The organism is Streptomyces kanamyceticus (genome assembly GCF_008704495.1).
Taxonomy (GTDB): Bacteria; Actinomycetota; Actinomycetes; order Streptomycetales; family Streptomycetaceae; genus Streptomyces; species Streptomyces kanamyceticus.
The window spans coordinates 3,292,065-3,317,058 of sequence record NZ_CP023699.1; the positions used below are offsets into that span (position 1 = coordinate 3,292,065).

Annotated in this window: 21 protein-coding genes; 14 read left to right on the top strand and 7 right to left on the bottom strand. The window is 70.5% G+C overall.

The window, feature by feature from the left end; all coding sequences use genetic code 11:
* Nucleotides 1–120: 120 nt before the first annotated feature.
* The 8 genes from CP970_RS13180 (at nucleotide 121) to CP970_RS13215 (ending at nucleotide 8,675) form a co-directional block, all read left to right on the top strand.
* The gene (locus CP970_RS13180; RefSeq protein WP_224058415.1) at nucleotides 121–1,746 is read left to right on the top strand and encodes a sensor histidine kinase; all 1,626 of its coding nucleotides are present in this window, start codon (nucleotides 121–123) and stop codon (nucleotides 1,744–1,746) included.
* A complete protein-coding gene (locus CP970_RS13185) occupies nucleotides 1,743–2,429 on the top strand; it encodes a response regulator (protein ID WP_150493314.1) in 687 nt (228 codons plus the stop codon). The genes CP970_RS13180 and CP970_RS13185 overlap by 4 nt, the downstream gene beginning before the upstream one ends.
* A gap of 183 nt (nucleotides 2,430–2,612) precedes the next feature.
* Nucleotides 2,613–3,980, top strand: a complete 1,368-nt coding sequence (locus CP970_RS13190; RefSeq protein WP_169801281.1) for an extracellular solute-binding protein — start codon at nucleotides 2,613–2,615, stop codon at nucleotides 3,978–3,980.
* 315 nt (nucleotides 3,981–4,295) lie between these two features.
* The gene (locus tag CP970_RS13195; protein ID WP_150493316.1) at nucleotides 4,296–5,189 is read left to right on the top strand and encodes a carbohydrate ABC transporter permease; all 894 of its coding nucleotides are present in this window, start codon (nucleotides 4,296–4,298) and stop codon (nucleotides 5,187–5,189) included.
* A gap of 2 nt (nucleotides 5,190–5,191) precedes the next feature.
* Nucleotides 5,192–6,043, top strand: a complete 852-nt coding sequence (locus tag CP970_RS13200; protein ID WP_055544764.1) for a carbohydrate ABC transporter permease — start codon at nucleotides 5,192–5,194, stop codon at nucleotides 6,041–6,043.
* A gap of 150 nt (nucleotides 6,044–6,193) precedes the next feature.
* A complete protein-coding gene (locus CP970_RS13205; RefSeq protein WP_055544763.1) occupies nucleotides 6,194–6,844 on the top strand; it encodes a hypothetical protein in 651 nt (216 codons plus the stop codon).
* On the top strand, nucleotides 6,832–7,866 hold the full coding sequence (locus tag CP970_RS13210) for a hypothetical protein (RefSeq protein ID WP_055544762.1): 1,035 nt from the start codon (nucleotides 6,832–6,834) through the stop codon (nucleotides 7,864–7,866). Before CP970_RS13205 ends, CP970_RS13210 begins: the two co-directional genes overlap by 13 nt.
* A gap of 92 nt (nucleotides 7,867–7,958) precedes the next feature.
* On the top strand, nucleotides 7,959–8,675 hold the full coding sequence (locus tag CP970_RS13215; protein ID WP_055544761.1) for a helix-turn-helix domain-containing protein: 717 nt from the start codon (nucleotides 7,959–7,961) through the stop codon (nucleotides 8,673–8,675).
* Between the two features lie 32 nt (nucleotides 8,676–8,707).
* Here the strand turns inward: CP970_RS13215 and CP970_RS13220 are convergent, their stop codons facing one another.
* Nucleotides 8,708–9,733: a 6-phosphofructokinase gene (locus CP970_RS13220; RefSeq protein ID WP_055544760.1), complete on the bottom strand. Its 1,026-nt coding sequence runs from the start codon at nucleotides 9,731–9,733 to the stop codon at nucleotides 8,708–8,710.
* 301 nt (nucleotides 9,734–10,034) lie between these two features.
* Here CP970_RS13220 and pta point away from each other — a divergent pair, with 301 nt between their 5' ends.
* From pta to pyk, 3 genes are all read left to right on the top strand, one after another.
* Nucleotides 10,035–12,122 carry a phosphate acetyltransferase gene (pta, locus tag CP970_RS13225; RefSeq protein ID WP_055544759.1) on the top strand — a complete coding sequence of 696 codons (2,088 nt, stop codon included), beginning with the start codon at nucleotides 10,035–10,037 and terminating at the stop codon, nucleotides 12,120–12,122.
* A 25-nt stretch (nucleotides 12,123–12,147) separates the two neighbouring features.
* Nucleotides 12,148–13,365, top strand: coding sequence for an acetate kinase (locus CP970_RS13230; protein WP_055544758.1), 1,218 nt, complete (start codon nucleotides 12,148–12,150; stop codon nucleotides 13,363–13,365).
* Between the two features lie 74 nt (nucleotides 13,366–13,439).
* Nucleotides 13,440–14,870 carry a pyruvate kinase gene (gene pyk, locus CP970_RS13235; protein WP_055544757.1) on the top strand — a complete coding sequence of 477 codons (1,431 nt, stop codon included), beginning with the start codon at nucleotides 13,440–13,442 and terminating at the stop codon, nucleotides 14,868–14,870.
* Between the two features lie 122 nt (nucleotides 14,871–14,992).
* Here pyk and CP970_RS13240 read toward each other — a convergent pair whose 3' ends face one another.
* The 4 genes from CP970_RS13240 to CP970_RS13260 form a co-directional block, all read right to left on the bottom strand.
* Complete coding sequence (locus CP970_RS13240; protein ID WP_055544756.1) at nucleotides 14,993–16,387, bottom strand: hypothetical protein; 1,395 nt, start codon at nucleotides 16,385–16,387, stop codon at nucleotides 14,993–14,995.
* Complete coding sequence (locus CP970_RS13245) at nucleotides 16,377–16,943, bottom strand: DUF6114 domain-containing protein (protein WP_055544755.1); 567 nt, start codon at nucleotides 16,941–16,943, stop codon at nucleotides 16,377–16,379. The genes CP970_RS13240 and CP970_RS13245 overlap by 11 nt, the downstream gene beginning before the upstream one ends.
* A gap of 193 nt (nucleotides 16,944–17,136) precedes the next feature.
* Nucleotides 17,137–17,757, bottom strand: coding sequence for a DUF6230 family protein (locus CP970_RS13250; protein ID WP_055544754.1), 621 nt, complete (start codon nucleotides 17,755–17,757; stop codon nucleotides 17,137–17,139).
* A gap of 648 nt (nucleotides 17,758–18,405) precedes the next feature.
* Nucleotides 18,406–19,386, bottom strand: coding sequence for a tetratricopeptide repeat protein (locus tag CP970_RS13260; protein ID WP_055544753.1), 981 nt, complete (start codon nucleotides 19,384–19,386; stop codon nucleotides 18,406–18,408).
* Nucleotides 19,387–19,698: 312 nt separating this feature from the next.
* Here CP970_RS13260 and CP970_RS13265 point away from each other — a divergent pair, with 312 nt between their 5' ends.
* Complete coding sequence (locus CP970_RS13265) at nucleotides 19,699–20,328, top strand: TetR/AcrR family transcriptional regulator (protein ID WP_079043254.1); 630 nt, start codon at nucleotides 19,699–19,701, stop codon at nucleotides 20,326–20,328.
* 264 nt (nucleotides 20,329–20,592) lie between these two features.
* Here CP970_RS13265 and CP970_RS13270 read toward each other — a convergent pair whose 3' ends face one another.
* Nucleotides 20,593–21,603: a GDP-mannose 4,6-dehydratase gene (locus tag CP970_RS13270; protein ID WP_055544751.1), complete on the bottom strand. Its 1,011-nt coding sequence runs from the start codon at nucleotides 21,601–21,603 to the stop codon at nucleotides 20,593–20,595.
* A complete protein-coding gene (murG, locus tag CP970_RS13275) occupies nucleotides 21,600–22,781 on the bottom strand; it encodes an undecaprenyldiphospho-muramoylpentapeptide beta-N-acetylglucosaminyltransferase (RefSeq protein WP_055544750.1) in 1,182 nt (393 codons plus the stop codon). The genes CP970_RS13270 and murG overlap by 4 nt, the downstream gene beginning before the upstream one ends.
* Nucleotides 22,782–22,845: 64 nt before the next feature.
* Between murG and CP970_RS13280 the strand changes: the two genes are divergently transcribed.
* Both CP970_RS13280 and CP970_RS13285 read left to right on the top strand, forming a co-directional pair.
* Nucleotides 22,846–23,589 (top strand): response regulator transcription factor, encoded by a 744-nt coding sequence (locus tag CP970_RS13280; protein WP_079043253.1) that lies wholly within the window; start codon nucleotides 22,846–22,848, stop codon nucleotides 23,587–23,589.
* The gene (locus tag CP970_RS13285; RefSeq protein WP_055544749.1) at nucleotides 23,586–24,980 is read left to right on the top strand and encodes a sensor histidine kinase; all 1,395 of its coding nucleotides are present in this window, start codon (nucleotides 23,586–23,588) and stop codon (nucleotides 24,978–24,980) included. Before CP970_RS13280 ends, CP970_RS13285 begins: the two co-directional genes overlap by 4 nt.
* Nucleotides 24,981–24,994: the final 14 nt, after the last annotated feature.

Sequence of the window (24,994 nt, forward strand, 5' to 3'; positions counted from 1 at the left end):
CTGCCCGCAGTGCGTGCGGCTCACGTCCTGGGCGATCCCGGTGACTATCTCTCGCCCTGTGAGGGCGGTCACCCTTGCGTTCATTTAGTTCGCACTTAACCGACCAGGCAGACTTGCCACATGCCCCGCACCCGTCCACGCCGCCCGCGCCGCCTGCCGCGCAGCCTGGCGGGCCAGCTCTTCGCGATGCAGATCGTGCTGGTCACGGTGGTGGTCGCCGGGTGCGCGCTCTTCACGTACGTGAGCGACAAGCACCAGGCGGAGGAAGGCGCGCGGCGCCAGGCGACCGCGGCGGCCCGGGCGGTCGCGGACTCGCCCTCCGTGCGCGAGGCGATCGCGGGCGACGACCCGACGCGAGAGCTCCAGCCGTACGCGAGCCGGGTGCAGCGGCACACGGGCGTCGACTTCGTGACGATCATGGACCCGCGCGGCATCCGCTGGACCCACCCCGACAAGCACCGCATCGGCGAGCGCTTCCTCGGCCACCGGGCCGAGGCGCTGCGCGGCAGGACCTTCTCCGAGACGTACACAGGGACCCTCGGCGCCTCCGTACGCGTGGTCACGCCGATCCGGGCGGGCGACGACGCGGACGGGCCGATCGTCGGCCTGGTCAGCGCGGGGATCACCATCCAGGAGATCACCGCGAAGGCGCGCGGCCAGCTGCTCGCGCTGCTCGGCGTCGCGGCCGCCGCACTCGTCCTCGGCGGCATCGGGACGTACGTCATCAACGCCCGCCTGCGCCGCAGCACCCACGGCATGAACGCCGCCGAACTCAGCCGCATGCACGACTACCACGAGGCGGCCCTGCACGCGGTGCGCGAGGGACTGCTCATGCTCGACGGACAGCGCCGCATCGCGCTGATCAACGACGGCGGCCGCGAGCTGCTCGGCGTCACCGGCGACACCGTGGGCCGCAACGTCGCGGACCTCGGCCTGCCCGCCCCGCTCACCGGCGCGCTCCTGGCCGCCGAGCCGCGCGTCGACGAGGTGCATCTGACCGCCGACCGCGTGGTCGTCGTCAACACCTCACCGGTGACCGGCGGGGAACGGCGCGGCACGGTCGTGACGCTGCGCGACCACACCGAGCTCCAGGCGCTCACCGGCGAGCTGGACTCCGAGCGCGGCTTCACCCGCGCCCTGCGCTCGCAGGCCCACGAGGCCGCCAACCGGCTGCACACCGTGGTCTCCCTCATCGAACTCGACCGCGCCGAGGAGGCCGTCGACTTCGCCACCGCGGAACTGGAACTGGCGCAGGCCCTGACCGACCAGGTGGTCGCGGCGGTCAGCGAACCCGTCCTCGCGGCCCTCCTCCTCGGCAAGGCCGCACAGGCCAACGAACACGGCGTCGAACTCGTCGTCTCCCCCGACAGCAGCATCGACGACGGCATGCTCCCGGCCTCCCTGCCGCCCCGCGACCTCGTCACGGTCCTCGGCAACCTCATCGACAACGCGGTCGACGCGGCCCAGGGCTCCCCCGCGGCCCGGGTCACCGTGACGGCCCGCGCGGACACGGCGGGCCTGCTCCTGCGCGTCGCGGACACCGGCCCCGGAGTCGACCCGGCCCAGCGCGAAGCGGTCCTCGAACGGGGCTGGTCGACCAAGGCGGCCACCGGCAGGGGCCTCGGCCTGGCCCTGGTCCACCAGACGGTGACGCGCAACGGCGGCACCCTGACGATCGAGGAATCCCCGGACGGCGGCGCCCAGTTCGAGGTCACCCTCGTCCACACCACGGGAGGCAGCAGGTGACCATCCGCGTACTCGTAGTCGAGGACGACCCCGTCGCGGCCGACGCCCACGTCCTCTACGTGAACCGCGTCCCCGGCTTCGAGTCCACCGAGAAGCCCGCGCACTCCGCCGCCGAGGCGCGCCGCGTCCTGGACCGCGCCCCCATCGACCTGATCCTCCTCGACCTGCACCTGCCCGACGGGCACGGCCTCCAGCTGGCCCGCTCCCTGCGCGCCGCGGGCCACCCGACAGATGTCATCGCGGTGACGTCGGCCCGTGACCTGGCGGTGGTCCGCGAGGGCGTCTCGCTCGGCGTGGTGCAGTACGTCCTCAAGCCCTTCACCTTCGCCACCCTGCGCGACCGCCTGACCCGCTACGCGGAGTTCCGCACGGCCGCCGCCGACGGCGAGGCCACCGGCCAGGACGAGGTGGACCGCGCGCTCGCCACGCTGCGCGCACCGGGCCCCGCCGCCCTCCCCAAGGGCCTCAGCGGCCCCACCCTGGAACGCGTCGTACGCACCCTGCGCGCGGCCCCCGACGGCCTGACCGCCGCCGCGGCCGCCCGGTCGGCGGGCCTGTCCCGGATCACCGCGCGGCGCTATCTGGAACACCTGGTGGAGACGGGACACGCGGCGCGCAGCCCCCAGTACGGCCAAGTGGGCCGCCCGGAACTGGTCTACCGCAGACTCCCCGCCCCGGAGTGACCCGCACCCCCGCTGCCCCCTCACCCCACCCCCCATAACAACGTTGTCACGACATTGACAAGCATCAACGCCGAGCCACCGCACGGGCATTGACCTTGCTCCGAGCCCGCCCTTACGTTCACCGGGCAACCCCGCGTTGCGGCCCCCACGTGGCAACCCGGCCGCGTCGGCCAGTAGGAGGTCGTGCCCGTGCGCCCTACCACCACCCCGCTGCTCCTCGCCGCCGCCACCCTGCTCGCCGCAGGCACCCTCACCGCGTGCGGCTCGGGCTCCGGCGACGACCCGGACACCGTGAAGGTCTCCTTCAAACAGTCCACGGACAACCAGATCAGGGTCATGGACACCTATCTGGCGGACGTCAAGAAGCAGTTCGAGAAGGCGAACCCCGGCAAGAAGGTCAAGCTGGTGCCCATCAAGGCGCCGGACTCGGAGTACTACACCAAGCTCCAGCAGATGCTCCGCTCCCCCAAGACCGCTCCCGACCTGGTCTACGAGGACACGTTCCTCATCAACTCGGACATCACCAGCGGGTACTTGAAGCCGCTCGACTCCTACCTGGACAAGTGGCAGGACTGGGATCAGTTCATCGACACGTCCAAGTCGGCGGCGAAGGCGGCCGACGGCAAGACGTACGGCGTCCCCGACGGCACCGACACCAGGGGCCTCTGGTACAGCAACGCCATCTTCAAGAAGGCGGGCCTACCGGCCAATTGGCAGCCGAAGACCTGGGACGAGGTCCTGGACGCGGCCCGCACCATCAAGAAGAAGGTCCCAGACGTCACCCCCCTGAACGTCTACACGGGCAAGCCCGCGGGTGAGGCGGCCTCGATGCAGGGCTTCGAGATGCTGGCGTACGGCACGGGCAAGAACCCCCTGTACGACCCGAAGTCCAAGAAATGGGTCACCGGCAGCAAGGGCTTCAAGGACTCCCTGAGCTTCGTGGAGACGGTCTACAAGGAGAAGCTCGGCCCGGACGTCTCGGACGCGCTCGACCCCAACTTCGCGACCCGCGTACGCGGTGAACTCCTGCCCGAGGACAAGCTGGGCATCAACCTGGACGGCTCCTGGCTCCCCCAGGACTGGGGCAAGGGCGCGGGCCACGAATGGCCCGAGTGGTCGAAGAAGCTGAGCCTCGCCCCCATGCCGACGCAGCACGGCCAGGCGCCCGGCAAGGTGAGCATGTCCGGCGGCTGGACCTGGGCGATCCCCTCCAAGGCGGACAACCCCGATCTCGCCTTCAAGTTCATCGAGACGATGCAGACGAAGGCGAACGCGCAGAAGTGGTACATCGCCAACTCCGGCATCTCCGTCCGCAAGGACGTAGCGGCCGACCCCGCCTACGTGAAGGCCCAGCCCGGCATCAAGTTCTTCACGGACCTGGTGGCCACGACGAACTACCGCCCGGCGTACCCGGCGTACCCCAAGGTCTCCACGGCGATCCAGGAGGCGATGGAGTCGGTGACGACGGGCGACGCGTCGGTCGACAAGGCGGCGTCCTCGTACGACGAAGAGGTGTCCTCGGCGACGGACGGCGCAGTAACCCAGAAGTAGCCGAAGCCCCGGTTATCGCCCCTCGGCACCGGGGGCTGTGCCCACCCTTCCCCAAGCTCTCGGCTTCGCTCGAGCAGGGGAGACCCCACTCGCCCAGCGGCACGATTGCCCACAGCGGAGCGGACCCGCAGCCGCTGAACCGGTCTGAGGGGACGTGGCGGTATGTCCGCCCGGAGCACTGGGGGCCACGAGCCGAGGTGCCCGTGGTGTGGCAAGGCTCTGGGACGGCGAGGACGGACATACCGCCGCGGCCCCGCCCCCACGACGGCCCCGAGGCGAACCCCCGCACCACCCGCAGAGAGTGAGTGCCGCAAAGTGACCACCGCACCCCACACGCACCGCGCACACCGCACCCGCCGAGCCCTACTCCGAGCCCTCCCCGTCTCCCCCGCCACCATCCTCCTGCTCCTCTTCCTCGCAGGACCCATCGGCTACTGCGCCTACATCGCCTTCACCGACCTCCAACTCACCGGCCAGGCCGAATCCAGCTTCGTGGGCTTCGCGAACTTCCGCGAAGCCTTCGGCGACGAACGCTTCCTCAACGCCGTCTGGCTGACCCTCGTCTTCACCGTCCTCTCCTCCCTGATCGGCCAGAACACCCTGGGCCTCGCCCTCGCCTCCTTCATGCAGCGCGCGTCGAAGCCGGTCCGCACCTTCACCGGCGCGATCGTCGTCACCGCCTGGGTCCTCCCGGAGGTGGTCGCGGGCTTCCTCCTCTACGCCTTCTTCCGCCGCGAGGGCACCCTCAACGCCGTCCTCGACTTCCTCCATCTCCCCTCCCAGAACTGGATGTTCACGCTCCCGATCCTGGCGGTCTCGTTCGCGAACGTCTGGCGCGGAACGGCCTTCTCGATGCTGGTCTACTCCGCCGCGCTCAACGAGATCCCCAAAGAGATCACGGAGGCCGCCGAGATGGACGGCGCGAGCGGCTGGCGCCGCATGTGGCACATCACGCTGCCGATGATCCGCCGCTCCATCGGCACGAACCTCATGCTCAACACCCTGCAGACGCTCTCCGTCTTCGGCCTGATCTGGGTGATGACCCGCGGCGGCCCGGGCAACCGCAGCCAGACGCTCCCCCTGTTCATGTACGAACAGGCCTTCCAGAAAAGCATGATCGGCTACGGCACGGCGGTGGCCCTGCTGCTCCTCCTGGTCGGCTCGCTGTTCTCCCTGGTCTACATGCGCCTGCTGCGCACGGAGGTCTGAAAGTGAAGCCGAAGCGGAGCAGCAACAGACTCTCCCGCCGCACCACCCACCGCCTGGCGGCCGACGCGGGCCTGCTCGCCGTGGCCGCCGCGTTCGTACTCCCGCTGGCCTGGGTGGTCCTGTCCTCCTTCGACCCGAAGGCGGACCTCAAGGTACGCGTCCCCAGCAGCCTCACCCTGGACAACTACGACAAGGTCCTGACCCCCGAGATCACCTTCACCCCGCTCCTCAACAGCCTGCTGCTGTGCGGCGGCGGCACCCTGCTCACGGTGGTCTGCGCGGCACTGGCCGCCTACCCGCTCTCGCGCTACAAGTCGCGCCTGAACCGCCCCTTCATGCTGACGATCCTGTTCGCGACGAGCCTGCCGATCACCGCGATCATGGTCCCGGTGTACGCGCTGTTCGTGCAGGTCGACCTGATCGACACGATGCAGGGCACGATCTTCTTCTTCGCCGCCTCCCAACTCCCGTTCGCCATCTGGCTGATGAAGAACTTCATGGACGGCGTGCCCAAGGAGCTGGAGGAGGCGGCGTGGACGGACGGCGCGTCGTCGTTCCAGTCCCTGCTCCGGATCGTGCTGCCCCTCATGGGCCCGGGCGTGGCGGTGGTGACCGTCTTCTCGTTCGTCATGATGTGGGGCAACTTCTTCGTCCCCTTCATGCTCCTGCTCACCCCGGAACAGATGCCCGCGTCGGTCAGCATCAACGACTTCTTCGGAAACAAGGGCACCGTGGTCTACGGCCAGCTGGCCGCGTTCTCGATCATCTACTCGACCCCGGTGATCCTCTTGTACGTCCTGGTCTCCCGCCGCCTGGGCGGCGGCTTCGCACTGGGCGGAGCGGTAAAAGGCTGATCTGAGCCGCCCGGCACAGAACTGTGACATGACTTCGCAGGCATACGTCCCCCGCACCCCATTCGTCACCACTCAACCATCTGGTATCAGCCATCGGCTCGGACTAGCGTGCTGAACTCGCGCCACCTCCCATCCCGCCAGGAGCCGACAGTGAACCGCCCTCTCCGCCTAGCGACGGCCGCGCTCACCGCGTCCGCAGCCCTGCTCCTGTCGTCGTGCGGCAGCGGCGACGACGCCAAGGACTCCGACAAGATCGCCGGTGCGGAGCAGGGCGGGGAGCGGCAGAAGTCGAAGGCGCCGAGCGAGCCCGCGCGGCAGGCGGACCGGCCGAAGATCGAGCTGCCCTCGGACCTCACGTACGCGTTCGAGTGGAAGAAGACGGGCGACAAGGCGAAGGACGCGGTGCTCGCGGACCGGGAACAGGCCATCCAGACGGTCGACATGGCCATCGCCGACAAGGATCCGGCCGAGAAGGCGATGCGCTTCTACCACCAGGAAGAGGCGGCGGCCCAGGCCCAGAAGTACGTCGAGGCCTACGTGAAGGCGAAGGCGCGCACCACCGGCGCCTACCGCTACTACGCCGCGACCGTCACGGCCGACGGAGGCAGCGCGGCCCTCACGTACTGCGAGGACCAGAGCAAGGTCTACGACAAGTACCTGAAGAAGAACTCGATCGACAAGTCGCCCGCCACGAAGAACAGTTACGTGCTGTACGCGGCGGAGCTGCGCAAGAACGACGCGGGCGTCTGGGTCACCACGAAACTGAACGCGACTCGGGGGAGCGACACATGCCAACCATGAAGCGCAGGACCGTGTGGCTCGCGGCCACGGCGGCCGTGAGCTGCGTACTGCTGACCGCGGGACCCGCCGCGGCCGAGAAGGGCGTCGGCGGCGGCACCCCGGCGGCGACGCCGGAGGTCGGCGGCGACCAGAAGGGCGGATCCCTGCTCGCCTCGGCGGGCGGCATCGTCTACGACCGCTCCAAGAACGGCGCGGGCCCCAGGACCGGCGCGATCGCCCCCACGGGCACCTACAAGCCGCCGCCGTGCTGGTACGGCCCCACCTACACGCCCGCCGAGTTCAAGAAGGAGCGCGAGGCGGTCTGGTCGGTGGACTCCACGGGCTACGAGTGGGACGCGGCGCAGCGCAAGAAGTACGTCGAGGGCGAGCCGTACAAGGACTTCAACATGGACAAGGCCGGGAAGGGCTATTGGTGGACGTCGTTCCCCAACAAGTCGTATCCGCCCGGCTGGGACTCGTGCAAGAAGGAGACCTTCTGGGTCGACAAGGGTGATCCGCCCCCGGCCGACGCGCCCGAGGCGATCGACCCGGAGATCCTCGCGAAGCTCGCGCTCGCCGAGATCCGCGTGCCCGGCACGAAGGTGTCGCTCGCCCCGAAGGCCACGACGAAGGTGAACCTGCCGACGTGGGCGTGGCTGGACGGCGCGGAGTTCAAGCCGGTGTCGGTGACGGCGTCGGTGCCGGTCCTCGGCATCGAGGCGACGACGACCGCCGAGCCGGTCTCGCTCAGGATCGACCCGGGCACGCCGGACGCCGAGACGTACCCCGCCTCCGGCGTCTGCGACCTCACGAAGAACGGGATCGGCGAGCCGTACGCCAAGGGCAAGTCGAAGGAGACCCCGCCCTGCGGCGTGAAGTACCTGCGCTCGTCCGGCAAGGGCTCGTTCCCGCTGAAGGCGACGGTCACCTGGAAGATCCACTGGGTGGGCACCGGCGTGAACGGCGAACAGGCCCTGCCCAACGGCGAGTTCGGGGCCGATCAGGACGTGGTGGTGGAGGAGATCCAGGCCATCAACCGCTAGGGCCTGTCCGGCGGGTCACCCTAGGACTTTCGCACCAATCCGCAACCTCGTAGGAACACACCGTAGTCGCCACCCCCGCTGGCGCCTACGGTGTGCCCGTGCAACCGAGCCAACCGCCGCACCAGCCCACGCCGCCCTTCAACTTCCCCGCCGCCCGCCGGCTGCGCGAGGCCCTCGGCATGGCGCCGGGTCACGTCGCGTACGGCATGCGCGCGAGCTACGGGCTCGCCCACATCACGCCCGACACGATTATGGCGTGGGAACGCGGGCTCGCCTCGCCCACCTCCGCCGAGCTGACCGCCCTGGCCGCGACGCTGTGGTGCTCGCCCGGTGAACTCATGGGCGCGGCGCGGACGTTGCGCGAGCACCGGCTGGCGCGCGGCCTCGCGCCCGAGGACGTCGCGCGCGCGGCGGGCGTGGAGATCCAGTCGTACCTGCTCATGGAGGAGACCGGCACCTGGCGCGGGAACGAGCGGCAGTCCGCGGCGCTCGCCCGGGTCCTCGATCTCGCGCTGGCCGACTTCGTGCACGTGACCGGCCGCGCCGAGCCGCTCGCCGAGCTGCTGCGCAGCGCCGTCACCACCCGCTGGCAGGGGTACGTACGACCGGTCACCAAGCTGCTGCCTCTGGAACGGCGGCAGGTCGAGGGCGTGCTGCGGCAGATGCACGAGGACTACCAGTCACGGATGGCGCGGACCCTGAGCTGGGGCGGCGGGGCGGGTTCCGACGCCTCCGGGGAGGCGGGCCGTGACTTCCTGGACCGAATCCTCGAACATTTCTGGCCTTTGGTCGGGGGCGGCCGGGACTAAAGCCCCGGCCCCGTAGAGCGAAGCGCGGACGTCTAGAAGACCGACTCCGCCTCGTCCATCCGGTCCTTCGGCACGGTCTTCAGCTCCGTGACCGCCTCCGCGAGCGGCACCATCGTGATGTCCGTGCCGCGCAGCGCCGTCATCCTGCCGTACTCCTCGCGGTGCGCCGCCTCCACCGCGTGCCAGCCGAAGCGGGTCGCGAGGACGCGGTCGTAGGCCGTGGGGGTGCCGCCGCGCTGGACGTGGCCGAGGATGACCGGCTTGGCCTCCTTGCCGAGGCGGGACTCCAGTTCGTACGCGAGGGCCGTGCCGATGCCCTGGAAGCGCTCGTGGCCGAACTGGTCGATCGCGCCCTTGCCGTAGTTCATCGTGCCGTCCTGCGGGTGCGCGCCCTCGGCGACGCAGATCACCGCGAACTTCTTGCCGCGCGAGAACCGCTCCTCGACCAGCGCGACCAGGTCGGCGGGGTCGAAGGGCCGCTCGGGCAGGCAGATGCCGTGGGCGCCGCCCGCCATGCCGGACTCCAGGGCGATCCAGCCCGCGTGGCGGCCCATGACCTCGACGACCATCACGCGCTGGTGCGATTCGGCGGTGGTCTTGAGGCGGTCCATGGCCTCGGTCGCCACGCCGACGGCCGTGTCGAAGCCGAAGGTGCGGTCCGTGGAGGAGATGTCGTTGTCGATGGTCTTCGGGACGCCGACGACGGGCAGGCCCGCGTCCGACAGCATCTTGGCGGCCGTCAGGGTGCCCTCGCCGCCGATCGGGATCAGCACGTCGAAGCCGATCTCCTTGGCGAGCGCGGGGGCGTTCTCGCAGGCGGCGCGGAACCGGTCGCGCTCCAGGCGGGACGAGCCGAGGATCGTGCCGCCGCGGGCCAGGATGCCGCTGACCGCGTTCAGGTCGAGGGGGCGGTAGCGCCCGTCGAGCAGGCCCGCGTAGCCGTCCTCGAAGCCGATGACCTCGTCGCCGTAGTGCGTGACGGCGCGGTGCACGACCGACCGGATCACTGCGTTGAGGCCCGGGCAGTCGCCGCCCGCGGTGAGAATTCCGATACGCATCGCGCTGTGTCTCCTGCTCGCTGTTGGTACTTGTGAGCCGATCCGATTGTTCCACGGCCGGAGGGGGGTCGCCGCTCACGGATGTCCGACGGATGCGCGTGCGATCCGGGGGCAGGGGCCTTATGGCCCTTGACCCGGGGCCTTTCGTCCGGCGGGCGACCCAGCCAGCCGCAGAGGTATCGTCAAGGGGACACAGCCGCGATATCGGGTCATTTGTCCATTCACCGGCAGGCAGCCATCAGTGGCCGAAGGACGGCCATCGGCGGGCAGCGGAGCAGTAGCGAAGAAGGGGAGAGCACGCGTGACGCGCAGCGTGTACGTGACCGGGATCGACCGCGGCGACGGCCGCCAGGTGGTCGAGCTGGGAGTGATGGAACTCCTGACCCGCCGGGTCGACCGGGTCGGCGTCTTCCGCCCGCTCGTCCACGACGGGCCCGACCGCCTCTTCGACCTGCTGCGGTCCCGCTACCGCCTCTCGCAGGACGCCTCGACGGTGTACGGCATGGACTACCACGAGGCGTCCGCGCTCCAGGCCGAGCAGGGCACCGACGAGCTGGTCTCGCAGCTCGTGGACCGCTTCCACCGGGTGGCGCGCGACTACGAGGTCGTCCTGGTGCTCGGCACCGACTTCGCCGCCACCCAGCTCCCCGACGAGCTGGCGCTCAACGCCCGCCTCGCGAACGAGTTCGGCGCCTCCGTGCTCCCCGTCGTCGGCGGCAAGAACCAGACCGCCGAGTCGGTGCGCGCCGAGACCCGCAACGCCTACCGGGCGTACGACAGCCTGGGCTGCGACGTACTCGCGATGATCACCAACCGGGTGGCGCCCGCCGACCGCGACGAGATACACGAGCGGCTCGAAGCCAGACTGCCCGTGCCCTGCTACGTGCTGCCCGACGAGCCCGCGCTCTCCGCGCCCACGGTCGCGCAGATCACCCACGCCCTCGGAGGCCGGGTGCTCCTGGGCGACGACGCGGGGCTCGCGCGCGACGCCCTGGACTTCGTCTTCGGCGGCGCCATGCTGCCGAACTTCCTGAACGCCCTGACCCCCGGCTGCCTGGTGGTCACCCCCGGCGACCGCGCCGACCTGGTGGTGGGCTCGCTCGCCGCGCACAGCGCGGGCACGCCGCCCATTGCGGGCGTCCTGCTGACCCTGAACGAACAGCCGGGCCAGGAGATCCTCACCCTCGCCGACCGACTCGCCCCCGGGACCCCGGTGGTCGCCGTCTCCGGCGGCTCCTTCCCGACGGCCGCCGAGCTCTTCGCGCTCGAAGGCAAGCTGAACGCGGCGACGCCCCGCAAGGCGGAGACCGCGCTCGGTCTGTTCGAGCGGCACATCGACACCGCCGACCTGCTCAACCGCGTCTCGGCGCCCAGCAGCGACCGCGTCACGCCGATGATGTTCGAGCACAAGCTGCTTGAGCAGGCCCGCTCCGACAAGCGCCGCGTCGTCCTTCCCGAGGGCACCGAGGAGCGCGTCCTGCGCGCCGCGGACGTCCTGCTCCGCCGCGGAGTCTGCGACCTGACCCTGCTCGGCCCGGTCGAGCAGATCCGCAAGAAGGCCGCGGACCTCGGCGTGGACCTCGCCGACTCCGAGCTCATCGACCCGGGCACCTCCGAGCTGCGGGAGCGTTTCGCCACCAAGTACGCCGAGCTGCGCGCCCACAAGGGCGTCAGCGTCGAGCTCGCGTACGACGTGGTGGCCGATGTGAACTACTTCGGCACGCTGATGGTCCAGGAGGGCCTCGCCGACGGCATGGTCTCCGGCTCGGTGCACTCCACGGCCGCCACCATCCGGCCCGCCTTCGAGATCATCAAGACCAAGCCGGAGGCGAGCATCGTCTCCTCGGTCTTCTTCATGTGCCTGGCCGACAAGGTCCTCGTGTACGGCGACTGCGCGGTGAACCCGGACCCGAACGCGGAGCAGCTCGCGGACATCGCCGTCCAGGCGGCCGCCACCGCCGAGCAGTTCGGCGTGGAGCCGCGGATCGCGATGCTCTCGTACTCGACGGGCACGTCGGGCTCCGGCGCCGACGTCGACAAGGTCCGCGCGGCCACCGAGCTGGTGCGGGCGACCCGCTCCGACCTGAAGATCGAGGGCCCGATCCAGTACGACGCGGCCGTGGAGCCCTCCGTCGCCGCGACCAAGCTGCCGGAGTCCGACGTCGCGGGCCAGGCCAGCGTGCTGATCTTCCCGGACCTCAACACCGGCAACAACACCTATAAGGCCGTGCAGCGCTCGGCGGGCGCGATCGCCGTCGGCCCGGTCCTCCAGGGTCTGCGCAAGCCGGTCAACGACCTGTCCCGCGGCGCGCTCGTCCAGGACATCGTCAACACCGTCGCCATCACGGCGATCCAGGCCCAGGCCCAGACGCCCACGCCCTCCGCCTGACCCCCCACAGAAAGCGTCTCCCTCAGTGACCGCCACTCGCGTACTCGTCCTCAACTCCGGCTCCTCGTCGGTGAAGTACCAGCTGCTCGACATGCGCGACAGCTCACGCCTGGCCGTCGGCCTGGTCGAGCGGATCGGCGAGGAGACCTCACGGCTCAAGCACACCCCGCTGACCGGCGGTGGCGCCACGTCTCGCGAGCGCGAGGAGCCGATCGCCGACCACGAGGCGGCGCTGAAGGCCGTCGCCGAGGAGCTGGCCACCGACGGCCTCGGCCTCGACTCCCCCGAGCTGGCCGCGATCGGCCACCGGGTGGTGCACGGCGGCCTGAAGTTCACCGAGCCGACCGTGATCACCGACGAGGTGCTCGCCGAGATCCAGCGCCTGGTGCCGGTGGCCCCGCTGCACAACCCGGCCAACATCACCGGCATCCGCACCGCCCAGGTGCTCCGTCCCGACCTCCCCCAGGTCGCCGTCTTCGACACCGCGTTCCACACGACGATGCCGGAGTCCGCGGCGCGTTACGCGATGGACGTGAAGACGGCCGACGAGCACCGCGTGCGGCGCTACGGCTTCCACGGCACCTCGCACGCGTACGTCTCGCGCGAGATGGCGAAGCTGCTCGACAAGGCCCCCGAAGACGTCAACGTGATCGTCCTGCACCTGGGCAACGGCGCCTCCGCGTCGGCCGTGCGGGGCGGGCAGTGCGTCGACACCTCGATGGGGCTCACGCCGCTTGAGGGGCTCGTGATGGGTACCCGTTCCGGCGACATGGACCCGGCGGTCATCTTCCATCTGGCCCGGGTCGGCGGAATGTCCATCGACGAGATCGACGTCCTGCTCAACAAGAAGAGCGGTCTGATCGGGCTCTGCGGCGACAACGACATGCGGGAGATCAGGCGCCGTATCGACGAGGGCGACAAGGAGGCCGCGCTCGCCTTCGACATCTATGTACACCGCCTGAAGAAATACATCGGCGCCTATTACGCCGTGCTCGGCCGGGTCGACGCCATCGCGTTCACGGCGGGCGTCGGCGAGAACGCCGCGCCGGTGCGCGAGGCGGCGGTGGCGGGCCTGGAGGAGCTGGGGCTCGCGGTCGACGGCGAACTCAATTCCGTACGTTCCGACGAAGCACGGCTCATTTCGCCGGAGTACGCGCGCGTGGCCGTCGCCGTGGTGCCGACCGACGAAGAACTGGAGATCGCGACGCAGACTTTCGCCTTGGTCCGCGACCGCAACGCCTGAGCGCACTTCCGCCCATTTGTAGATTCCACCAGACGGAATATTCCGTAGCGAAACAAACCGATAGGATCGCCCCCATGCGCCGTTCCAAAATCGTCTGCACGCTGGGCCCCGCCGTCGACTCCGAAGAGCAGCTCGTCTCGCTGATCGAAGCCGGTATGAATGTGGCCCGCTTCAACTTCAGCCACGGCACCCACGCCGAGCACCAGGGGCGGTACGACCGCGTCCGCTCGGCCGCCACGAAGACCGGCCGTGCCGTCGGCGTCCTCGCCGACCTCCAGGGGCCGAAGATCCGTCTGGAGACCTTCGCCGAGGGACCCGTCGAGCTGGTGCGCGGTGACGAGTTCACCATCACCACCGAGGACGTCCCCGGTGACAAGTCGATCTGCGGCACCACCTACAAGGGCCTGCCGGGCGACGTCTCCAAGGGCGACCAGGTCCTGATCAACGACGGCAACGTCGAGCTGCGCGTGGTCGAGGTGGACGGACCGCGCGTGAAGACGATCGTCGTCGAGGGCGGTGTCATCTCCGACCACAAGGGCATCAACCTGCCCGGCGCGGCCGTGAACGTGCCCGCCCTGTCCGAGAAGGACATCGAAGACCTGCGCTTCGCCCTGAAGATGGGCTGCGACATGGTCGCCCTGTCCTTCGTGCGCGACGCCGACGACGTCAAGGACGTCCACAAGGTGATGGACGAGGAGGGCCGCCGGGTCCCCGTCATCGCCAAGGTGGAGAAGCCGCAGGCCGTCGCCAACATGGAGGGCGTCGTCGCGGCGTTCGACGCGGTCATGGTGGCCCGTGGCGACCTGGCCGTCGAGTACCCGCTCGAGAAGGTCCCGATGGTGCAGAAGCGCCTCGTGGAGATGTGCCGCCGCAACGCCAAGCCGGTGATCGTCGCGACCCAGATGATGGAGTCGATGATCACCAACTCGCGCCCCACGCGCGCCGAGGCGTCCGACGTCGCCAACGCGATCCTGGACGGCGCGGACGCGGTCATGCTGTCGGCCGAGTCGAGCGTCGGGGCGTACCCGATCGAGACCGTCAAGACGATGTCGAAGATCGTCAAGGCGGCCGAGGAGGAGCTGCTCGCCAAGGGCCTGCAGCCGCTCGTGCCCGGCAAGAAGCCGCGTACGCAGGGTGGTTCGGTGGCCCGTGCCGCGTGCGAGATCGCGGACTTCCTCGACGGCAAGGCGCTGGTCGCCTTCACGCAGTCCGGTGACACGGCCCGCCGCCTGTCCCGCTACCGCGCGGCCCAGCCGATCCTGGCCTTCACCACCGACGAGTCGACCCGCAACCAGCTCACGCTGAGCTGGGGCGTGGACACCTACGTCGTGCCGCACGTCGACAACACCGACGCGATGGTCGAGCTCGTCGACGCCGAGCTGATCAAGCTCAACCGCTTCAACGACGGTGACACCGTCGTCATCACCGCGGGGTCGCCCCCTGGCGTCCCCGGCACCACCAACATGGTCCGGGTGCACCACCTGGGCGGCGGCGACCGCGACTGATCCCCGCCTCGTACGACACCGAGGGCGCCCCCTGTGGAAGGGGGCGCCCTCGGTGCTTGTGCGGCTCCCGGAAAGGTCCGTGCGCGGCTCGGCCGGTTCGGTCGGCCAGTCGGCCAGTCGGCTCAGTCGGTGATCGACTGCTGCAGTCCGGGGACCGTGAGGTTGCCACCGAACTGGCCCGCCTGCAGCACCTTCACGTCCGTGAAGTAGATCAGCGGGATGTTCAGCGGCGGCGGGTGCTCGGGGTCGAAGGTGATCGGGATGAGCCCGAACAGCTTGCCCGAGATCCGCTCGGTGTACATCGTCGTCTCCCCGCCACGGATCGTGGACGTGGTGCCCTTGGCGGCCTCGACGTGGTACTTCCTGCCGCCCGGTCCTTCGACGATCTGGTGCAGGTCGCCGATGTCGGTGTTCTGGACGACGTACTTCAGGGCCTGCTTGGTCTTGCCGTTGGGCATCGTCAGGTTCACGACGCCCTGGTAGTCGGCGCCCTTGAGCGTCAGGGAGCTGGCTTCCAGGTTCCACGGCTGGTTCGGGATCGGCGCGGGGGGCGTCTCGCCCTCTCCGGCGTCCTTCTTCTCGACCACGCACGGGAACGGCTTCTTGCCGTTCTCGTCCGGCGCCATCGCATCCTCGGCCTTGTCCCGCTCGGCCTTGTCCGCGGCGTCCTTCGCCGCCTTCTCGACGTCGTCCGCGACCTCGCCGGCCCCGTCCTTCGCCTTGTCGACGCCGTCCTTCGCCTTGTCGGCCCCGTCCTCGATGCCGTCCTTCGCCTTGCCGAGGGTGTCCTCGACCGGCTTGGTGACCTTGTCCGTGGTGTCCTTGACCGGGTCCTTGGAGGACTCGGGGGACTCGCTCTCCTTGGCGTCCGACGGGTCGGGCTTCGGAGTCTCGGACTTCTTCTCGTCGGGCGTGAAGGCGTCCTTGATGGCCTCGCCGACACCCAGCGGGTCCCAGGGGTTCTTGGTCTCGGTGGGCTCGGGGTCCGGCTCGGACTTCTTGTCGTCCGCGCCGCCGGAAGGCTTCGGCGTGGGCTCGGCCTCGTCGCCGGAGTCCGCCTTGTCGCCCGAGGAGGGCGAGGTGGACGGATTCGGCTCCTTGGCGTCGTCCTTCTTCGCCTCGTCCTTCTCGGCGCCGTCGTCCTTCTTGGCGTCGTCCTTCTTCGCCTTGTCCGCGGCGTCCTTCTCGGCCGCTTCCTCGGCGTCCTTCTTGGCCTGCTCCTCCTTCGCCTTGTCCGCGGCGTCCTTGTCCGCGTCCCCGGCCTCCTTGTCCGGCGCCGTGACACACGGGCCGTCCTGGAAGGGGTTGTCCGGGACACCGGGCTTGGCCTGCGCCAGCGTCGGAGTCAGGCCCATGCCCATGAGGACCGCGGTGGGCATCGCGGCGATGGCTATGGCCTTGCCCGCGGGCACCTGCAGCCGGGTGAAGAGCGGCTTCCTGGGTGCCGCGTGGCGCGGCCCGGTTCTCGCACGAGGCTCCCCCGCGGAGCTCTCGTGGTGGACCTCGTCAGCCGGCACGGCGCCTCCCGTTCGTCCCGTTTGTCGGGCTCGTTCCTGACAGATCGTCCAGTTCACCGCTCGCCCCGCCCGCGGCCGCCGAGACGGCGGGCTCGGGAGCCCCGTCGTCCGCGGGGTCGCCGGACCCCGCGGCCGCTCGCTTCGCGGGCTCACCGGCAGGCCGCGCGTCCGCCCAGGAGACGCCGAGGGCGCCGCCGATCATGGCGAGCAGGAAGCCGACGACGAAGCCGCCGAAGTTGGAGACGACGAGGGAGACCAGGGCGAGCAGGATCGCCGCGACACCCGCGAAGACCCGGGAGAGCGGCTGGAACCACATGGTCAGGCCGAGCACGACCAACAGCACGCCGATGATCAGCGATCCGGCACCGGCGGTGGTCGCCATCCGGATCGTCATCGTGCCGAGCGTGAGGTTCGCGTACGGGAAGTACATGATCGGGATGCCGCCGAGAAGTGTCAGCAGACCACCCCAGAACGGGCGCTGACCGCGCCACCCTCGGAACGATCGGCGCATCCGGCCGAGCTTGTCGCCCAGTCCCACTTGCGCTTCGGCGCTCATGTCGTACAGCTCCTCGGGAATGGCGTTTGGTTCTGTGTGTCGTACGGTGTCGGGCACGGGGACGGCTCCGTCAATGTGCCGTCGCGCCCCCGCGCCCGGCCGTTCATCGCATCGAGTGCGTACCGGTCATCGCATCAAGCGCGTACCGGCCCGCGTACTCATCCGCGTACGCGGCACCAGGGCATCAACTGCCCTAGTAGCACTCGTGCTTGCCCTTCTTGACCGACATGCCGAGGCCGGAGAGCTTGAAGGTGCCCGCGGTGGTCGCCCACGCGCGCTGCTTGACACCCTCGAAGTGCACCGACTCGGCCTGCTGCGCGAACGAGTCCGGGGCGTACTTGTCGCCCTTGGCCGGACCCGGCCCCTTGGTCGTCCGGTCGACCGAGACACCGATGTCGACGTTGTTGAAGGTCGGCTTGGCGACCTTCATGCTGTCGGCGTCGATGTAGAGCTTCTTGGCCTCGACGCGGTCGTTGCCCTTGCCACCGGCCCTGAGCGTCATCGACACGTCGCCGAAGACCGGCACCGGCACGACCACGGACTGGCAGAGGTTGGTGATCTTGGCTTCTTCGATGCCGACGACGGACACCGGGTGGTTGCCCGACTTCCCGCTGTCGAGGGCGCCGTACTGGACGAACCCCTCGCCGTCGAGCGTGTCAGCCGTCACCTTGAACTGCTGACCGGACACACTGAACGATGCCGCGAGCGCACCCTGGGACAGGGCCACGCCTATCGCGGCAGTCGCCGCGACGCTCGGCACCATGACTACGGCGAACCGCTTCCATCTGGTTCCGCCACGAGCCACGGATTCCATGACTTTCCTCCTTCTCGGACGTACATCTCCGGCCCTGACTGCTCCCGTTCGGACGGTTCAGCCGGGCAGGGATGGGAGAAGTGCTACGTCCTCGGGAAGGAGAGCGCCCGTTTCGGAGGCGCACAACCGCACCACACATCACCGGCGATCACCCCCGAGCGACAACCACTGGTCGCGCCTGACGCATCACGCACAACCTCACGGACAGGCCCTGCCGGAAAAGCGGCAGAGACCCCCCTGTCCAAGACCGGCGACGGCGTCACCGGCCTGCTCGGTGGGGACCCAGAAACACCGCTACCCGATTGGCTGTCGGACAGCGGGTTATTGGACCGAGCGTCGCCGATCGTGGTGCATTCTCGGCCCCCGCACAAGGGGGTTCGTTACTCGCTAGTAACGGGGGGATAACCGAAGCGCGACCGCACGGTATCGGTCGGGCACGGACGGTGGCTTAATCGGCCGGAGCAGAACGGGGCATCCACGGCCAAACGCGATCAGAAAGACGCTGCGGTCTTACTCCAAGTAACAGCGGCCGCGTTTACCAAGTTTTGGTAAAGCGCGGCCGCTGTGGCGCCCGGGAACAAGGTTTTCACTCGGGCATCACAAGCCCCCGCGTTTAGGGACTGGTCAGCCGACGGGTGGGTGCGTGGGTCAGAAGAGCACGCGCGCGAGCGCCGTACGCGCCGTCGTCACCCGGGGGTCGTCCGAGCCCACCACTTCGAAGAGTTCGAGCAGGCGCACCCGCGCGGCGTCCCTGTCGTCGCCCGCCGTGCGCTTGACCGCGTCGATGAGGCGCCCGAAGGCGTCCTCGACATGGCCGCCGACCAGATCCAGGTCGGCCGCGGCGATCTGCGCCTCGACGTCCGCGGGGCGGTCGGCCGCGTCCTTGCGGACCTGCTGCGGGTCGAGACCCTGGACGCGCTGGAGCAGTTCGGCCTGGGCGAGACCGAGCTTGGCCTCCGTGTTGCCCGGGTCGTCACTGAGTACGTTCTTGTACGCCTGGACGGCACCGGCCAGATCGCCCGCGTCCAGCGCCCGCACGGCCGCTTCGAGCAGGGCGTCGTAAGGACCGGCGGGCACCTCGGCCGGCTCGGGGGCCTGCTGGCCCTCGGCCTCCGGGTCCACCACCAGGCCGGTCAGGCCGAAGCGCTCCTCGCCGACCTGGATCAGCTGATCCAGGGTCTGGCGGATCTGCGCCTCGGGGGCCGCGCCCTGGAAGAGGGGCAGGGCCTGTCCCGCCACCACCGCGAAGACGGCCGGAATCCCCTGGACCCCGAACTGCTGCATCAGCATCTGGTTGGCGTCGACATCGATCTTGGCAAGAAGGAAGCGGCCGCCGTACTCCTGCGCGAGGCGCTCCAGAAGGGGGCTCAGCTGCTTGCACGGTTCGCACCACTCGGCCCAGAAGTCGATGACGACCGGGACCTCGGCGGAACGCTGCAGGACCTCGTGCTCAAAACCCGCCTCGTCGACATCGATGACGAGGCTCGCGGGCGAGACGGCGCCCGGGGCACCGCCGCCCTGCCTGGCCGCTTCGGCGCGCGCCTGCTCCGCCTTCGCCTTGGCTTCCTGGGCCGCCTTCACCGCGGCGAGGTCGACGACTCCACTCATGGACATGTTCCGTGGCTGCATGAGTACATCCTCCCCCAAGCCGTGCGGGAACCGCGCCCGTCCGCCGCCCCCGCCGGATTACGGGGCATGCGTGGGGCTCGGCTCAAGGTCCCGAGGAGGACCGGTGGTTGACGCGGGGTCCCCACCCCGCACATGTGGTTGTCTCTCGTGGCTCTCGCTCATGGGCGTAGGAACGCGCCGTTCCCCGTGCCCATCTGCTTTCGCTACGCGTCGTAGCGTAACTGGCGGGCCCCGGACGTGGGAAGGCGGCCGCGGTGATCTCCCTCACTCGACACCCCGGCCCCATTCGTACTGGCCGGTATGGTCGCGGGCATGCAGAGCCGCATCACACCTCCCGCCCGCACCGGAGGCCGTCCGCGCAGCGCGGCGGCCGACGCCGCGATCCTGGAGGCGACCCGCCAGGGCCTGGTCGAGCTCGGCTGGTCCAAGCTGACCCTGAGCGACGTCGCCACGCGCGCGGGCGTCGCCAAGACCACCCTGTACCGGCGCTGGGCGGGCAAGAGCGAACTGGTCGTGGACGCGGTCGCGGAACTCTTCGACGAACTGGAACTGCCGGACAGGGGCAGCCTCGCCGCGGACATCGAGGGCGTCGTCCTGCAGTTCGCGCTGCTGCTCGGGCGGCCCGAGACCAAGACGGCGCTGATGGCGGTGGTCGCGGAGTCGACGACGGACGCACCACTGCGGGAACGAATCCGCACGTCCATCGTCGACCGCCAAAAACGCCTGGTCCTGGCCGGACGGGCGCGGGCCCAGGAACGGGGCGAACTCCCCACGGAGTCCGACCCGGTCTCCGCCGCCCGCACGGCCGACCTGATCTTCGACGTGATCGCGGGCGCGGTGGTCCACCGGGCGCTGGTGAGCGGTGAGCCGGTGGACGAGGAGTGGGCCCACCGCTTCACCCTGCTCCTACTGGGCGGCTTGGCAGCGGCGGCACAAACCTGAGCGGGTGACGCAGGGACGATTCGGCTAGGGCCGCGGGACGGTGACATTTGCGGCTCCGCCGCGCGAGCACGCACCAGCGGCACAAACCCGACCGGGTGACGCAGGGACGGCTAGGCCAGGGACGCGGGGCCGTGACCGACCGGGTGGCGCAGGAACGGCTAGGTCAGAGGCGCGGGGCCGTGACCGACCGGGTGGCGCAGGAACGGCTGAGTCAGGGGCGCGGGGAACTGCGCGACCAGCCCCCACCGGCCCGCGGCCAAGGAATCAGACCTGGTACCGCTCCGCAGCGAAAAGGTGCAGATTCTCGGCGACCCAGGCAGAGGTCAACTTCAGGCCCTCCGCCAAGGAGACCTCCGGGACCCACCCCGCCCACTCCCGCGCCCGGGAGTTGTCGGACAGCAGCCTCTCCACCTCACTGCCCGAAGGGCGAAGACGAGCGGGGTCGACGACCACGGACGCCTCGCGCCCGGACGCAGCGATGAGCGCCTCCGCAAGGTCACCGATGGAGATCTCCCGCCCCACACCGAGATTCACCGCGTGCCCGAGCGCCCGCTCGGACACCGCCATCGCCATGAACCCCCGCGCCGTATCAGTGACATACGTGAAGTCCCGCGTGGGCGTAAGCGACCCCAGCTTGATCTCCCGCGCACCGGAGTGCAGCTGCGCCAGGATCGTGGGAATGACCGCACGGGCCGACTGCCGCGGCCCGTACGTGTTGAAGGGCCGCACCACCGTCACCGGCAACTCGAACGCGTGCCAGTGCGACAGCGCCATCATGTCGGCGCCGATCTTCGAGGCCGAGTAGGGCGACTGCGGCTGCAGCGGGTGCGCCTCGCTGATCGGCGCGGTCAGCGCGGTCCCGTACACCTCACTGGTGGACGTGTGGACGAGCCGCCGCACGGAGTGCCGCCCGCACGCCTCCGCGATGTTCTCGGTGCCGACCACGTTCGTCTGGACGTACGCGCCCGGGGAGTCGTACGAGTACGGGATGCCGATCAGCGCGGCCAGGTGGAAGACCGTGTCGCAGCCCTCGACCGCGTCCATCACGCGCCCCGCGTCCCGCACGTCGCCCGCGATCATCTCGACCCGCGGGTCACCGAGCAGATGCGCCAGGTGCCCCTTCTCGGCGTACGGCTTGTAGTGGACGAACGCCCGGACCTTCGCGCCCGCTTCGAGCAGCAGGTCGACGAGCGTCGAGCCGATGAAACCCTCGGCTCCGGTGACGAGGACGGTGCGGTTCTGCCAGGAGAAGTCCTGCGGGGAAGAGGTGTTCACGCGTACTCCAGGTGTGCGGTGTGGTGGGTGAGTGCGATGACCCGCTCGGCGAGCAGGTCGGCGGCGCGGGCGTGCGGCCCGGGGTCCGCGGCGCCGCTCATCGCGGCGAGCCGTGCGGGGTCCGCGAGCAGCGGCCCCACGAGTTCGGCGAGGCGCTCCGCGGTCGTCTCCTCGTCGGGAAGGAGCAGCCCCGCGCCCGCGTCGGTCAGGACCCGGGCGTTGTGGGTCTGGTGGTCGCCCGGCGCGTGCGGGTAGGGCACGAGGACGGCGGGTACGCCGGTCGCGGCGAGTTCGGCGACGGTCGCCGAACCCGCGCGGCAGACGACGAGGTCGGCGGCCGCGTAGGCGAGGTCCATGCGGTCGAGGTAGGGCACGGCCTCGGCGACGGCGCTACCGCCCTCGTACGCGAGCCGGTCCCGCGTCTCCTCCAGGACCGCGGGCCCTGTCTTGATCAGGAGATGTACGTCGGTCCGCCCCTGCCAGCGCGCGGCGAGCCCGAGCGCGGCCCGGGTCAGACGCTTGGCGCCCAGGCTGCCGCCGTTGAAGAGGACCAGGCGGCGGCCTTCGGGCACGCCGAACGCGCGGCGCGCCTCGGCCCGCAGCGCGGTCCTGTCCAGGGCGGCGAGCGGCGCCGCGATGGGCATGCCGGTGGTGAACGCGCGCTCACCGCCGGGCAGATGGGCCCGGCTGCGGTCGAAGGCGACCGCGATGTTCGGGGTGAGGCGGGCCGCGAAGCGGTTGGCGCGGCCCGGCACGGCGTTGGACTCGTGGATGAGGCTCGGCAGGCCCGCCATGCGGGCGCCGACGATGGCGGGGGCGCTGGGGTAGCCGCCCATGCCGACGGCCACCTGCGCGCCCTGCTCGCGCAGGATGGCCCGGCACTGGGCGCCGGACTTCATCAGCGCGGCGGGCAGCAGATAGCGGCGGGCGCCGAGCGAGGGGTCGAAGGGGATCATGTCGACGGTGTGCAGGCGGTAGCCGGCGTCCGGTATCAGCCGGGTCTCCAGGCCGCGCTCCGTGCCGACGAAGGAGATCACCGCGTCCGGCACGGCCCGGCGCAGCGCGTCGGCGAGGGCGAGGCCCGGATAGATGTGCCCGCCGGTGCCGCCCGCACCGATCACGACGGAGAGACGGGAGGAGCCCGGACGATCCGAGGGATCGGAGTGAGAGGTTCGCATGGCAATGGAGCATTACGAGAGGGTCTAAGAGGGTTTTAAGAAGCACGTTTGGCACCGTGGGGGCATGAGCTTCACGAGCGCGACCGGCAAGGGCGCCCCACCGGGCGGCGCGGAACCGGCGCCCCACAAGATCCTCGTCGTGGACGACGACCCCGAGGTGCGCGCCGCGGTGGAGGACGCCCTGACGATCGAGGGCCACCGGGTCCGCGGCGCGGCCGACGGCCACCGCGCGCTCCTCGCGGTCGCCCGCTGGCAGCCCGACCTGCTCGTCCTCGACGTCCTGATGCCGGTCATGGACGGCCTCGCCGTCTGCCGCCAGCTGCGCGCGGCGGGCGACCGCACCCCGGTCCTGGTGCTGACCGCACTGGACTCGGTGAGCGAGCGCGTCGACGGCCTCGACGCGGGCGCCGACGACTACCTGGTCAAGCCGTTCGCCCTGGACGAGCTGGTGGCGCGCGTCCGGGCGCTGCTCCGCCGTCTGACGCCCGAGCTGCCCGAACGCGACGACGACGCCCTCTCGTACGGCGATCTCGTCCTGGACCCGGCCACCCGCACAGGACGCCGCGGCGGGCGCGCCGTGGAATTCAGCCGCACCGAGGCCGCCCTCCTCGAACTGCTCCTGCGCAACGCGGGGCAGGTCCTGCCGCGCGACCTCATCCAGCGCACCGTCTGGGGCCGCGACTTCGGCCCCGACTCCAACTCCCTCGCCGTGTACGTCGGTTACCTGCGCCGCAAACTGGAGTCGGGCGGCGAACCCCGCCTGGTGCACACCGTGCACGGCGTCGGCTACCGGCTCGGCACCCCGTGAGCGGCCGCCGCGGGCTCGGCGCGCGCTGGCTGCGCCGCAGGCCGCTGCGCACCCGGCTCGCCATGGCCGCGGCGGCGGCCGTGGCCCTGGTGGCGATCGGGGTGTGCGCGGCCGCGTTCTTCGTGATCCGCTACAAGCTGTACCAGCAGCTCGACCAGAACCTCGCGCAGTCCGCCGGGCTCATCGCCCAGCAGCACCGCGCCGAGGGCCCCGGCGTCATGACGGGCGAGTGCCGGTTCCTGGGCGCCCCCGCCTGCTCGCAGATCGTCCCCGAGGACCCCGCGAACGACCCGTCGAAGCCGTACCTGCTGCCCGTGACGCAGCCGACCCGCAGCGTCGCCGCCGGTCAACAGACCCCGTACTACTCGAACTTCACCCTCCCCGGCGGCAAGCCGGGCCGGATGTACACCACCACCTTCGGCAAGGACGGCGAGGCCGTGCAGGTCGCCCTGCGCGCCGACATCGCCGAACGCGGCGTCAGCCAGGCCGCGTCCCTGCTCTCCGCGGTGGGCGGCGCCGGGGTGCTGCTCTCCGGGCTCGGCGGCTACTGGGTCTCGCGCACCGGGCTCGCGCCGATCACCCGCCTCACCGCCACCGCCGAGCGCATCGCGGCCACCCGCGACGCCCGCCACCGCATCGAACTGCCGCCGGGACCGCCGGGCCGCGAGGACGAAGTCACCCGCCTGGCAGCCACGTTCAACACGATGCTCGCCGAACTGGAGGAGTCCGTCGCGGCCCGCCGCCGCCTGGTCGCCGACGCCTCGCACGAGCTGCGCACCCCGCTCACCGCACTCCGTACGAACGCCGAACTCCTCGCCAGGGCAGAGCGCCTGACGGATGCTCAGCGCGACCGGGCGTCCGGCGCGCTCGGCCGCCAGCTGCGCGAAGTCACCGGCCTCGTCAACGACTTGATCGAACTGGCCAGGGAGGAGGAGCCCCAGCCCCTCCTGGAGGAAGTGCGGCTCGCTCCCCTGGTCGCCCACGGCGTCGACGCCGCCCGCGGCCACTGGCCCGCCGTCCCCTTCGGCCTCCAGGTGGCACCGGAGGCGGTGGACCTCAGCGTCCCCGGCGTACCGGCGCGCCTGTCCCGCCTGCTGACCAATCTCCTCGACAACGCCGCCAAGTTCAGCCCGCCCGGCGCACCGGTCGAGGTCGCGCTGACCCGCACGGCCCTGACCGTGCGCGACCACGGACCCGGCATCGCCGAGGAGGACCTGCCGTACGTCTTCGACCGCTTCTACCGCGCCGAGAAGGCCCGCGCCCTGCCGGGATCGGGCCTCGGCCTGGCGATGGCACGCCAGATCGCGCACGCGCACGGCGCGGAACTGACGGCGGAACGGGCCCCTGGCGGCGGCGCCCAGTTCCGCCTGACCCTGCCCGGCAGGACCTGACGTGCCTGCTTGCC

Coding starts and splice junctions, on each gene's coding strand:
- CP970_RS13180 (WP_224058415.1), top strand. CDS start 121: ATGCCCCGCACCCGTCCACGCCGCCCGCGCCGCCTGCCGCGCAGCCTG.
- CP970_RS13210 (WP_055544762.1), top strand. CDS start 6,832: ATGCCAACCATGAAGCGCAGGACCGTGTGGCTCGCGGCCACGGCGGCC.
- CP970_RS13220 (WP_055544760.1), bottom strand. CDS start 9,733: ATGCGTATCGGAATTCTCACCGCGGGCGGCGACTGCCCGGGCCTCAAC.
- pyk (WP_055544757.1), top strand. CDS start 13,440: ATGCGCCGTTCCAAAATCGTCTGCACGCTGGGCCCCGCCGTCGACTCC.
- CP970_RS13245 (WP_055544755.1), bottom strand. CDS start 16,943: ATGAGCGCCGAAGCGCAAGTGGGACTGGGCGACAAGCTCGGCCGGATG.
- CP970_RS13250 (WP_055544754.1), bottom strand. CDS start 17,757: ATGGAATCCGTGGCTCGTGGCGGAACCAGATGGAAGCGGTTCGCCGTA.
- CP970_RS13260 (WP_055544753.1), bottom strand. CDS start 19,386: ATGCAGCCACGGAACATGTCCATGAGTGGAGTCGTCGACCTCGCCGCG.
- CP970_RS13265 (WP_079043254.1), top strand. CDS start 19,699: ATGCAGAGCCGCATCACACCTCCCGCCCGCACCGGAGGCCGTCCGCGC.
- murG (WP_055544750.1), bottom strand. CDS start 22,781: ATGCGAACCTCTCACTCCGATCCCTCGGATCGTCCGGGCTCCTCCCGT.
- CP970_RS13280 (WP_079043253.1), top strand. CDS start 22,846: ATGAGCTTCACGAGCGCGACCGGCAAGGGCGCCCCACCGGGCGGCGCG.